The organism is Lentilactobacillus kisonensis DSM 19906 = JCM 15041 (assembly GCF_001434135.1).
In the GTDB taxonomy this organism is placed as follows: domain Bacteria; phylum Bacillota; class Bacilli; order Lactobacillales; family Lactobacillaceae; genus Lentilactobacillus; species Lentilactobacillus kisonensis.
Map to the genome: position 1 here is coordinate 63,189 of NZ_AZEB01000013.1, position 12,380 is coordinate 75,568.

Annotated in this window: 13 protein-coding genes; 6 read left to right on the forward strand and 7 right to left on the reverse strand. The window is 41.2% G+C overall.

Translation table 11 applies throughout. From position 1 onward, the window contains the following. The first annotated feature begins 298 nt into the window (after positions 1–298). From ppcA to FC98_RS08185, 4 genes are all read left to right on the forward strand, one after another. The gene (ppcA, locus tag FC98_RS08170) at positions 299–1,807 is read left to right on the forward strand and encodes a phosphoenolpyruvate carboxylase (protein ID WP_054655090.1); all 1,509 of its coding nucleotides are present in this window, start codon (positions 299–301) and stop codon (positions 1,805–1,807) included. 222 nt (positions 1,808–2,029) lie between these two features. Continuing rightward, positions 2,030–2,407 (forward strand): hypothetical protein, encoded by a 378-nt coding sequence (locus FC98_RS08175; RefSeq protein WP_008858154.1) that lies wholly within the window; start codon positions 2,030–2,032, stop codon positions 2,405–2,407. 91 nt (positions 2,408–2,498) lie between these two features. Further along, positions 2,499–2,912, forward strand: coding sequence for a hypothetical protein (locus tag FC98_RS08180; protein WP_235803608.1), 414 nt, complete (start codon positions 2,499–2,501; stop codon positions 2,910–2,912). Positions 2,913–2,935: 23 nt separating this feature from the next. Continuing rightward, positions 2,936–4,171, forward strand: a complete 1,236-nt coding sequence (locus tag FC98_RS08185; RefSeq protein WP_056949430.1) for a TMEM175 family protein — start codon at positions 2,936–2,938, stop codon at positions 4,169–4,171. A 188-nt stretch (positions 4,172–4,359) separates the two neighbouring features. Here FC98_RS08185 and FC98_RS08190 read toward each other — a convergent pair whose 3' ends face one another. The 3 genes from FC98_RS08190 to FC98_RS08200 form a co-directional block, all read right to left on the reverse strand. Beyond that, positions 4,360–5,262, reverse strand: a complete 903-nt coding sequence (locus FC98_RS08190) for an aldo/keto reductase (RefSeq protein ID WP_056949431.1) — start codon at positions 5,260–5,262, stop codon at positions 4,360–4,362. Between the two features lie 29 nt (positions 5,263–5,291). Further along, a complete protein-coding gene (locus tag FC98_RS08195; RefSeq protein ID WP_040471960.1) occupies positions 5,292–5,828 on the reverse strand; it encodes a DapH/DapD/GlmU-related protein in 537 nt (178 codons plus the stop codon). A gap of 236 nt (positions 5,829–6,064) precedes the next feature. Then, complete coding sequence (locus tag FC98_RS08200; protein WP_056949432.1) at positions 6,065–6,844, reverse strand: sulfite exporter TauE/SafE family protein; 780 nt, start codon at positions 6,842–6,844, stop codon at positions 6,065–6,067. 220 nt (positions 6,845–7,064) lie between these two features. On the opposite strand from FC98_RS08200, the gene FC98_RS08205 reads away from it, so the two are divergent. Then, positions 7,065–8,504, forward strand: coding sequence for a C69 family dipeptidase (locus FC98_RS08205; protein ID WP_056949433.1), 1,440 nt, complete (start codon positions 7,065–7,067; stop codon positions 8,502–8,504). Positions 8,505–8,633: 129 nt separating this feature from the next. Here the strand turns inward: FC98_RS08205 and FC98_RS08210 are convergent, their stop codons facing one another. From FC98_RS08210 to FC98_RS08215, 3 genes are all read right to left on the reverse strand, one after another. Next, complete coding sequence (locus tag FC98_RS08210) at positions 8,634–9,122, reverse strand: hypothetical protein (RefSeq protein WP_040471962.1); 489 nt, start codon at positions 9,120–9,122, stop codon at positions 8,634–8,636. Positions 9,123–9,240: 118 nt separating this feature from the next. Beyond that, positions 9,241–9,393, reverse strand: a complete 153-nt coding sequence (locus tag FC98_RS14685; RefSeq protein WP_008858163.1) for a hypothetical protein — start codon at positions 9,391–9,393, stop codon at positions 9,241–9,243. Next, a complete protein-coding gene (locus FC98_RS08215) occupies positions 9,380–9,592 on the reverse strand; it encodes a helix-turn-helix transcriptional regulator (RefSeq protein WP_040471970.1) in 213 nt (70 codons plus the stop codon). Before FC98_RS08215 ends, FC98_RS14685 begins: the two co-directional genes overlap by 14 nt. Before the next feature lie 178 nt (positions 9,593–9,770). Between FC98_RS08215 and FC98_RS08220 the strand changes: the two genes are divergently transcribed. Further along, positions 9,771–10,910, forward strand: coding sequence for an NADH-dependent flavin oxidoreductase (locus FC98_RS08220; protein WP_008858165.1), 1,140 nt, complete (start codon positions 9,771–9,773; stop codon positions 10,908–10,910). 73 nt (positions 10,911–10,983) lie between these two features. Here the strand turns inward: FC98_RS08220 and FC98_RS08225 are convergent. After that, the coding region (locus tag FC98_RS08225) for a transposase (protein ID WP_056949434.1) at positions 10,984–12,380 on the reverse strand (1,397 nt) is incomplete at its 5' end.

Consider the following 12,380-nt stretch of genomic DNA (forward strand, 5'->3'; position numbering starts at 1 on the left):
TTGAGTGGATCAGTTTGAATTTTGATTTTCATTTTCACTTTTCAATAAAATATTTAAATGTGATCGACTGTTTAATCGCTGTCCAGCAGCTATTTACTCTTGATTAGTAACTAGGACGACTGGTAAAAGCCGCTCATTCGCGGTAATATCTAATTAATATTTAATTAGATGAATGTTTTGTTCATAAATCGACAGTTTATGTATAAAGTCAGTTATTTCTAATTTTATTTTCATGTTAGACCCTTTTTACTGTATAATCACTCTAAATACATATCTATATATTAGGAGGCAATTTTTTATGGACAAAAAAATTCCAAATATCATGGGGACGCAACATCCGGACAATGCTGGTGTGCCATTCTTTAAGGATCATCAAAATCCCTTTGTTTCAGCATTCCGTGAAATTGACGAGGCCTATCAAAATTTCTCAGTGTTAGACGCTGATGAATACATGTGGGACTGGGAAGGAAAGCATGCCGATGCGTCAGTTATTGACCGCCTCTACTCAGAACATTATGAGTATTTCCAGAAGCATCCGCTTGGTAAGGACAAGTTCCTAACTTTCCGTTTCCCAAATATTTGGGAAGAAAAGGGCTACAGTTTAATGCAAGCGATGACAACCATTCTTTCAGCAGAAGACTTCGCACTTGACTTAGGCTTTAAAGAACGACCACTATTTGAAGCAATCCTACCGATGACCCAATCAGCTGATCAACTGATTGACATGGAAGATAAATTTGCTAGTTTATCTCATTATAAGACGAAGGAATTTAATACTGGCCATAAAGATTCTGATACGCTCCAAATGATCCCATTGTTTGAAGGCTTCGAATCTCAATTACATGCCCCAGAAATTCTGAAAAAGTACTTGGAAATGTATCACCAACACTTTGGCCGTGACCTGAAATACATGCGGGTATTCCTGGCAGGTTCTGATTCCGCTCTTTCAAACGGTTTCTTGAACAGTATTATTGGTAATAAGCTTGCCCTAACGCGTTTAGCTGAGTTTGAAGACGAAACTAAATTACCAATTTACCCAATTGCTGGAATGGGCAGCACCGTCTTTCGTGGTGGCTTGTCACCAATGATGATTGATCGTTACTTAGAAGAGTTCCCGGGATTAAAGACCGTCACCATCCAATCTGCATTCCGATATGATTACCCACTGGATGTCGTTGAACCTGCCATCATCAAGTTACGCGAAGGCTTGCAAAAGAGCAAATTCCAAATCATCGATAAGGCCGATCAAAAGATTTTGTTGGAAATTGCTAAGAAAGCGGCAGCAGAATATCACGAAACATTGGACCCACTGATTAATGATTTACAGCCAATCTTTGATGCGTTTCCTAAACGCCGTGATCGTCACCAACACGTTGGAATCATTGGTTATTCAAGGGACGTTGACGGCTACAAGATGCCACGGGCAATCACTTTCACTGGTGCCCTTTACTCAGTTGGGATTCCACCAGAGTTTCTGGGAACTGGCCGTATCCTAAATAAATTAGATGACAAAGAATTAACCACCCTGATGAAGTATTATCCAAACATCAAGCAAGATTATGCTCATGTTGCGAAATACTTCAGTAAGGATGCTTTGGAAGCCTTACAAGCTAAAAATCCAGCTTGGCACGCAGTTGACGAAGATATTGAAGCGGTTGAAAAACTCTTTGATATTAAGGCCGGCCCTCAAGATGAAGACCAACAAAAGCATGCTGACCTAGCGGCTGATCTGGTTAAGATTTCTGATAAAGAAACCAAGACCACGTTGATTAGCCGTCAAGCGGTTCTCCGGAAGTTCCTAGGATAACCACCTTAGTATTTTAAATAAGTGGCTGGGTAGCAGTAAACTATCAATTCATAGCGGCAACTTAACCCATCCATGCAGTTGTTAAAATTGCACTAGACAGCTAATAATTACCAGTTAATGACGAGCACAATTATTCCAAGATAGGAATGATTGTGTTTTTCGTTAACTTCGAACGCAAACTGTCACCACCCCATTCCAATTTTTTTGAAAGGACTTCCTTCAATGATGCCAAAAACAACGATTACCTATTACGTTCCTAAAGATTACACATCCCCTCGACTGCATGCCTTCGAGATGTTGATGGGTGGTCATCAAGACGAAATCGATAAATCAGTTAGAAGTATCCAGGAAAAACAGTTCGCCTACATCACAAGAAACTTCACTCTAAAGCTTGTCCATTTTGACTCATCTCTAACGGGCTTAAAAAATAATCAGGAAATTGCAAAGGTACTCGCTTCCAAAAAAGAGCCGGTTCCAATCGTTTCGATCAACGATAAGGTGATAAAAATCGGTAAATTTTTGTCACCTCAGGAACTGGCAAGCCTTTTTGATGGCTTTTCCGTTCAAATTCCTAATGATCCGGATGCATCATCCGATTAATTATCGGATAAACGTCATCTATTACAATTCAACCATTTCATTTAACAAAGTTATATAATGAGCATGACTTATAAAAAAGGAGATTATGATGATGAAACGAAATTTATTATTAGCAATTACTGCAATAACCCTTGGTGGCCTCACTACCATTGTTGCCCCAACCACAACTAATGCCGCTACCATGCCGGGATCCCTGGCTTATCATAAAACTAAGATGACCGCCAAAATCGGTAGCAACTATCAGTCCTTCAAATTAACTAACCACATTATTAATAGTAACTACAAGGATATTAAAACCACTTCTTGGCAAAAGAGTGGCCTTAAGAAGGGAGCAAAAGTTGTCATCGATATGTACGCTACCCAAGGAACTCAGTACAATTGGTACCGAATTTCAAAGCCTTCAACTCAAAAGTCTCAGAAGAAGCAAAAAAGTCAAAAGTATTGGGTTTACGGTCAAGCTCTGGTATTACCAAAGCTAAAAGCCACTTCAGTTATCAATAATTAAACGTGCCTCAAGGGGTCTTTAATATGAAAAAGCTGAAAACACGATTGGACGCCTTTAGCGACGCGGTTATTGCCATTATTTTAACAATCATGGTTTTGGATTTAACGCCCGTCCTAAAGGATAATCTAACCGATTACCTACTATTAAGTAAGGAAATTGGTGTCTATATTATTAGCTTCGCATTTGTCGCTAACATGTGGTACCAGCATGGAACCCTATTTAACGAAATTGACGACATGAGTTATCGAATTATGCTATACGATTTTCTATTTTTAATTCCCTTATCGTTGACACCACTGGCAACCAATATGATGGCGGAAAATACGACTAAAATTACCGTAATTGTGTATGGACTGTTGGTTGGGATCACTGGATTTTGTTTTAGATTACTCGCAAGATCAATTACCCACTTCCAATACACGGATAAATCAAAAATGCGTCAGGTTTATCGAAAAATCTTCGGTCAGCATAATCTGGTTTACGTTCTAATAAATGGCATTTTAATTGTGCTTGCCTATTTTTTCCCGCAAGTTATTTTGTGGTTCTATCTCCCTTACCCACTTGTTTACATGCTCTTAAGCAGTCGTGACCGCCAACAAATGTACGACGTTTCTCAACTAACAACTGAGCAGCGCCAGCAGTACTTGCGTTTACCCCGCGATAAGATGAAACAATTCCGCCAACTGGTTGAAACTCAAAAAGCCACTAACGACGCTAAACCAGCGACGCAAGCCATTAAGCCGATTAGTTGGGCCCGGTGGCTAGACCAGCCGATCGGTTCCGGAAATGGCACTAAAACTGCTTCTGGTGCTGCCCAGTTAAACGCTGACACGATCCGTGAAATGCGACGGGCTCAGTGGGATGAATTTGAACGACAAACCAAAAGCCAAAAATCATCTCAACAACGAGCTGAAGACGAACGGCAGCAACAACGCGAAGCCCAAAGGGAAGCTGCTAAGCAGGCCGCCAAAGAGCGCGAACGCCAGCAGGATCTCAAAAAAGGTGAGGCCGAACTGGCTGCCAAACAACGTGAACGAGAACAAGAAGCCGAGGAAGACGCCGCTAAGTTAGCTGCTAAAACAATCGAGCGGCAAGCTAAAGCAAAGAAGGAAGCTGCTAAGCAGGAAATCAAAATTCAAGAACGGCAGCAAAAAGCTAAACGAAAAGCTGATCGTAAGGATGCCAAGGCATTGGTTCGCCAGAAGAAGCTGGAACAAAAAGCGAGACAGTATGACGCGAAAGATGAAAATAAGAAGTAATCATTAAACGTGTCCAATATAGGGGGCTAGCTAGTAACCTGCTGATTTTTTCAGTTACCTAACTGGTCCTTTTTGTTGTCTTAAAAATAAAAAATACCATACGACCTATTTTAAAATAGGTCGTACAGTAATCTCATTAATAATAAGCAGAAATTCAAATTATCCTTGAATTGTTTTACATAACTCAACTAGCTATTTTCGGAGCCGGATTTCCCATTGAAGCTTTTCAGCTTACCACCATAAACTGGATAAATACTAGCATCACCATAGTCTACATTATTGATGCAATTAAGGGTCTGCATATCCTCATTACTAATCTCAAAATCAATCTTTGCATTAGCCTTCATATGTTCTGGTTTTACCGCCTTTGGGAGAACAATCATCCCAAGCTGCCAATCATATCGAATGCACAACTGGGCAACTGAAACGTCATACTTTTCAGCGATTTTCCTAATCGCTGGTACCTTCAAGGAAAATCCATGGGCAATTGGCGAAAATGCTTCAACAATAATTCCCTGCTGATTAGAATAATTTACCAAATCAACTGGCATATGCCCCACATGAGCAAGAATTTGATTAACCATTGGCTTCACCTGGCTATTTTGGATGATGTTATCAAGGTCTGGTTTCAGAAAACTTGATACACCAATCGCCCTCAGCTTTCCCTCTGCCATTGCATCTTCCATTGCCCGCCACGTTTCAAGGTTACCTTGAAAATGACGATCCCTAGATTGATTAACTTCTATCCAAGGTTGGGGACTATGAATAATCATCATATCCAAATAATCAAGCTTCATTCTTCGAAGTGACTCGTCAATGGATTTCTTTGCATCATCATAATTTTTAATTTCAGCCGCAACCTTAGAATTTACAAAAACTTGATCCCGAGGAATGCCGGCTTTCTTAATACCTTCGCCAACCCCTTCTTCGTTTCCGTATGCTTGGGCCGTGTCAATATGGCGATACCCAATTTGCAACGCATTTTGAACAACGGCCGAAACGTCCTCATTGTTAATTTCCCAAGTTCCTAATGCGAGCCTTGGAATTGTCACGCCATTTGATAACGTACTTGTTTCATCAAAAATTGTCATTTAAAATCCTCCTACTATTTTATAATAGATTACCTTTCTATTTTCTTAATCGGTTTCGCCGGCACACCAGCTACAACTGTATTTGCTGGTACATCATGGGTCACAACAGCTCCCGCCGCAACCACCGAATTTTCACCAATCTTCACCCCTGGTGTCACCGTCACATTGGCGCCCAGCCACGCATTATCGCAAATATGAACTGGGTTCAGATCTAAGTTCCGCCTATCAGTCGATGCAAGTCGGTGATTAACAGATGCAATTGTGACATTTGGCCCAATTAAGACATGATCGTCAATATAAATCCCACCAAGATCGACAAACGTTCCGCCAACATTAATATATACCGACTTGCCAATGTGAATATTCCGGCCAAAATCAGTATAAAATGGGATGTGAATTTCGTTAGTTTCATCAATTTGATGACCCGTAATTTTTTCTAACGCCAACCTGATTGATTCCGAGTTGTGAGGGCCTGAGTTCAGCGCCTGAACTAATGGCTGGTTCACCTGATTGACTTTTTCGATCTGATCATACTCCGGCGTCCCTAAATTGATTTGTGATTTCATTTGTCTCATTCACCTTCTATCAACTAATTAACCATAGTTTACGAGCCAAATAGTTTAATGTGAAATACCCATATATAATATCAACCAATAGCTTTTAGTTATTGATAACCCGCTATTAACTAGAATCGTTACCACTTATTAAACGAGTTAAAAAAACAAGGCGATAAATCAATCATTTAACAACTAATCCGACTGATTTATCGCTTTTAAATTTTAGAATTATCGTTTACTCACAATCAAAAATAGGCCGTCACAAACAAATACCCCGCCAGTCCAAATGCTGCAAGGGCAATGAGGGCTCGCAGCAAATGAACATTAGCATGCCGAACAATGATTGGTCCCGTATAACCGCCAATTAGCAATCCAAATCCAAGTGGAATCACGTATAACCAAGCAATATGGGACTTAAAAATAAAAATGATTGTCGCAACCAAATTACCAACGAACGCAATCGCATTCTTAGTCGCATTAATAACGGCAAACTTTTCATCCATGATGACTGATAGAATTGCTAAAAAAATCACGCCACCAGCAGCACCAAAGTATCCGGTGTAAGCACCTACCAACACAATGCCAATTAAACTGATTAGTGACACCCAGAAATGCTTTTTTGGCGTTGCATGAGCTTCCTTCATTTTTCTAGTTGAAACATCCTTCTTACGACCAGATAGTAACAATAAGATGCCGGCCAGTAAAATAAAGAAGGGCACAATTTTCTCAAAAGATGAAGCTGGTGCGATTAACAAAAGATAACTACCAATAACGCTGCCGACAAGCGATAAGCCAATATAAATTGCCAATCGCTTCCAATTTCCCCTCAACTCTTTTAAAGAGGACGCCATTGAACCAATTCCAGAAAAAATAAGTGCAGTCGTATTCGTGACATTCGCAATGACTGGCGGCAAGCCAACCAACAAAAGTGCCGGATAAGAAGCAAGTGAGGCTAACCCAGCAACTGACGCCAACAGCCCGGCAGCGAACCCCGCAATTATTAAGAAAACAAACGTTAGAACCATCGTTGGCCAACCCCTTCTACGCGACAAAATTTCGTTCACCTATTCTCACTACTAATATACTACTTTTCCGTTTCAATTTGCCCCACTAATTTTACCGTACCTGTAAAAGCCAAACCATCTGCAGTATAATTTTAGTCATAACCAATCTTAGGATAGCTGTGTAAACTGTCACGGCATAACGCATCGCATACCTATCTATTTAGAAAGGAAATGACATTTTTTGAAAACTGCTTTAAATCTTTCAAGCTGCACGGCTTTTTTAGCTGGGAAAAACGCAACGGTTGACGGTTCAACAATGATTGCTAGAAATGAGGACGCTGGTGGCGGTATTAACGCTAAGCGCTTTGTTGTCGTCAATCCTAACGATCAGCCTTCCGAGTACATATCGACCTTTAACAAATTTCGCTTAAAACTACCGGCTAATCCCTTGCGCTACACCGAAACACCTTGCGCAGATACCAGTGATGGCCTTTGGGGTGAGTCTGGCATTAATACGGATAACGTTGCGATGAGTTCTACCGAAACCGAATTTACTAACACCACGATGCTAGGGATTGACCCATTAGTGGCTGATGGCATCGGTGAAGAAGCCATGCTAACCGTCGTCCTCCCTTACATCCATAGCGCCCGTGAAGGGGTTCAGCGCTTAGGAGACTTGGTAACCCAATTTGGAACTTGTGAAAGTAATGGCATTGCTTTTTCTGATTCTGATGAAGTTTGGTATTTCGAGACGGTCGGTGGCCATCATTGGGCAGCAGAACGCATCCCAGATAATGCTTACGTACTGGCCCCTAACCAAACTGGCATTCAAGAAATTGATTTCAATGATCCGGATCATTATTTGTATTCTGATGATTTGAAGGAACTTGCTGAAAAATATCATTTGAACAAAGCCCGGGAAGGCTTCAATTTCCGCGATATTTTCGGTGAAGACGTTCAAGCTGATCACTACTACAATACACCGCGGGTTTGGTACGGCCAAAAGTACTTAAACCCCGAAATTGACCAGGACCCTGAAAGTCGCTCAATGCCATTTACCCAAGTCGCTAGTCACTTGATTTCCGTTGAAGACATTGCTTTTATTTTAAGCAGCCACTATCAAGGTACTGATTTTGATCCTTATGGAAAAACTGGTACAGCGGAAACCCGACAACGTTACCGGCCAATTGGCATGAACCGGAACCAGGAAATGCATATTCTACAAATTCGCCCAGATTTCCCAGCCGATCACGCGGCCATTCACTGGTTAGCTGAGGGGGTTAATGAATTCAACGCCCCTGTCCCATTTTTCGCCAACTGCACGGATACTCCTGAAAACTTCAAAAACACGCCATTGCGAACAACGACCGAAAGCTTTTACTGGCTGAATAAACTGGTTGCCATGTTAGCAGATCCGTTCTTCGCAGAACATGACCTTGAAGCCATGGTTGCCGTTTCTGAAAGCCGGAAGTTTGGATTTGCGAATGGCCGGGCAGCAGTGGCTGAAGCAGATGCCGAATTTAAGAATATTGAAAAAACGGCTCTTCCTGAATGGCATAACCAGGTTAATGAAAAGATTGCCAATACGATTACTGAAAACGTTAAGGATTTATTGCATCAATTAGTTTTACTTCGGGCTGAAAAGATGGTTCCCACCTTTGAAAAGGGCGGCGAGCTGTAGCCTGGCAAGCCACCCCGTTTTCAATCCGTACAGTACCATTACAAAAACAGGTCATCCTTCAGAAGGACGGCCTGTTTTTAATGTTTTAAAATTAGCGTTGAAACGACCTATTATTAATATTAATTTTCTTCACTGCTTATTTAAATGTAAATAAGCCAGGACATATCCCCACTCGCTAACCATAATCGCAATAAACAGAGCTGTACCAGCGAAGATCGGCCAAAATGATGGTCCTAATGGCGTTTCAGATAACACTAAAGCATAGGGAACCATAAACACGATAATTAGATAGCTAGTGGTTAATCGCGCTGAAACGTACGTCGCCGTCAGCATCATCCGCCACTCACGTTCATCATTATGTTCCATGTCAAGTGGATAACCATTCTCGCCAAAGTCGAAAAACTTAATCCGGCGGTTGGCCTTGCCAGTTCTGACGAGGATCACCATATCCAAAATCACCCCAACGGCTAGCATAATCCATAAGCCAATTGAAATATTAATGGGCACATTACCGTATCCCTTATAAAGGGCACATACTAGGAAAAAGAGATAAATAATTCCCAATATAAGCGATGCGGCCACCGCAACGTTAACAATATGCTTTTTAGTGTTCATCATAATGCCCATCCCTTCTGCTCATCTCAAAAATAACCCTTATCAAAGAAAAATTAATGCGTTACAACCACAATAACATCGATATCACTTTGATAGCTCTCCTCTAAAACAATCCATTTCATTAACCATTTCGAAACGCAACCGTTAATACCAAGGATATGACGAAAAGGACTAGAACAGACGAAAAATTGCCACTCCCAAAAATAAAGGCAATAAAAAGGGCCATTGTTAATAACCAAATAACCACTAACAAGATTAACCTAGTCTTTGCCATAATAATCCCCCTCCTCAGTGAAAAGGTTATCGACTGTCGTATTCAACACCCTCGCCAGCTTAAAAGCCAGTGACAATGATGGGTCATACTTCTCGTTTTCGATCGCATTGATTGTTTGACGTGTCACCGAAGTCAACTCGCTAAGGTCTGCTTGTGATAACTTTAGCTTTTTTCGCCGATCTTTAATTGTATTCTTTATGGTGCTCACTTCCATTTCAATGTAAAACTTATTTTACATTTATAGTAAAACATGTTTTACATACTATGTCAAATTTCTTTTACATTATTTTTCTTCGTTAACTTACTCGTATGATCGCTACTCGCTATGCTAAAATGGAACTATCTTATATGATACTTTTATTAACGGAGGCGTTCCCATGGTAAACTACAAGTTCTTCAAGCCCTACACACTACGCAACGGCATCACAATCAAAAATCGAATTGCAATGTCGCCGATGACTGAACAATCCAGTTTTGAAGACGGTTCAATCACCACTGATGAAATTAACTACTATCGGCTTAGAACCGGGGGCGTCGGGATGATGATTACTGGTTGTGCTAACGTCAACGAACTTGGTAAGGGCTTTGAAGGTGAACTAAGTGTTGCCAGCAGGAAAATGCTTCCAGGACTAACCCGATTAGCAAACGCAATGAAACTTAGTGGTACCAAAGCGATTTTACAAATTTTTAGTGCCGGTCGCATGAGTAATTCTAAAATTCTTCATGGTGAGCAGCCCGTTTCTGCCAGTGCCGTTGCCGCTTTACGGCCTGGTGCTGAAACACCACGGGCCCTAAGTAACGCAGAAATTGAACAAACAATCAAGGACTTCGCTAATGCCACCCAGTTGGCCATTGACGCTGGCTTTGATGGGGTCGAACTACACGGTGCAAATACATACCTGTTGCAGCAATTCTTTAGCCCCCATTCCAATCGCCGAACCGATAAATGGGGCGGCAGCCTTGAAAATCGAATGAATTTCCCGCTTGCGGTGGTGGCTGTCTGCGCTGAAGTCATTAAGCATTCTAACCCATCGTTTATTTTAGGTTATCGAATTTCCCCTGAAGAAATTGAAACACCAGGAATCCAGTTAGCAGACACCCTGGCGTTAATTAAAGAACTAACCAAAACACCAATTGATTATCTGCATCTTTCTTTAGCCGATGCTTTCGGTAGCTCAATTGTTGATCGCAATGATCCCCAGCCTATTTTTGAAAAAATTAAACCAGTGCTTGACGATAATCTGCCATTAATGGTCGTTGGTCATCTTGCCACCCCTGCTCAAGTTGAAAAATTAATGACCGCCAATGTTGAATTTGCTGCCATGGGTCGAGAACTAATTCGAGAACCAAACTGGGTTCAAAAAGTAGCCGCTGGTGATGAAAAAGCCATTCGCTATACATTCTCACTGCGCGACCTTGATGAGTTAAAAGTCACTCCCCCACTACTTAATTTCTTGATGACGGCATTTAGAAAGGGATTCCCGTTATCGACTGATAAGGACCAGTTAAAATTGTAAGCTAAAGATTCTTAGACATTTTGATGGCTCAAATTTTTGCCTATCCGCTTTATCCTGCATCCCGTTTTAAAATTCAAAAGGAGGCCGGGACATAAGTCCCTCCGATAAATAAACTGAGCCGCATTTTCCACTTTCTCTGGAAGATGCGGCTCAGTTTTTCTATCCAACCAAAAATATGAGTTAAATTGACCATCATCTTGGCCAATTTATTCATATTTGCTGCCATCAAGATAATTCCTAATTCATTATTTACTTGTCTTAATCCACGTACCGATAATCGACGGAAACGCAAATTAGCCTTCAAATTCCCAAAGACTGGCTCATCTTCAAGTTTTCGCTTAGCGAAAATGGCCTTGCCCTCTGAGCTTGAAAGCTGTTCACGAATATATTCCTTCTGGGATTCCCAATTCGGATTAATATTGATTCTGCGTTGATTACCCATGCGGGTGGTCGACCAATAATAGCCTTCGGGGTCATCGTAATCGTCGGCCCGATAAACTTTAAAGTCGCGGGTAAATCCATTTTTATCAGTTCGATGGCTCATGCCGTGATATGAAAAACGGATGTGGTGATTATCCACGTAGTAATCTTCTTCGGCATGATATTCCCAATTCATCACTTTGCTCAGATCGGTGCGATATTTCTTCGATTGTTCTTTTAGATACATGGTGTAAGGAATCAAGGGGATCTTACCCAATTCCTCTTTAACGAATTGATAGTTTGGCTCACTGCCGTAGCCCGCATCGGCAACGATATAGTTGACTGGGGTTTGAGTAAAGTTCATCGTTTTTAAAAATGGCATTAAAGTACGTTGGTCCGTAGGACGTTGATTAACTTGGTAATAGAGAACAAATTGTGATTGGGTGGCGATTTGCAGATTGTACCCCGGCTTCAACTGACCGTTTTGCATCGGATCTTCTTTCATTCGCATAAAAGTCGCGTCGTGATCCGTTTTAGAGAAACTGTTCCGATCACCGAACCACTCATGATATTGGCGATACTTTTGTTTACGGGGTAGGTATTCATCTCTTACCAGATGCCGGAGATGTTTTAGTTGACGACGGCGTTGCTTACGTGGTGACCCACCGGGAATCACCTTTTCGGTTTTGATTTGCTGATCTAATTCGTCAATCTCTGTGTCCAATGCGGTTACTTCAGCTTCAAGCGTCTGGAGATCCGTCGGATCCATTTCACTTTCCACAGCTAGATTGACTTTGTTTTGAATCAGGCCTTTAAACAAGTTCTGTGTTTTCTGGTCCAACTTACTTTCAAATTTTTCCGTGCTTTTTCGCCAGACGAATGAATACTTATTGGCATTGGCAAGGATTTTAGTGCCATCAATGAAAATTGCCTCATCACTTAACAGATTGTTATCAATCAATGATTGTCGGAACTGCAGATACATGAGGGCAATTAGCTTAGTAGTTTGTTGATCAGTACGAAAACGATTGATTGTCCGGTAACTGGGCA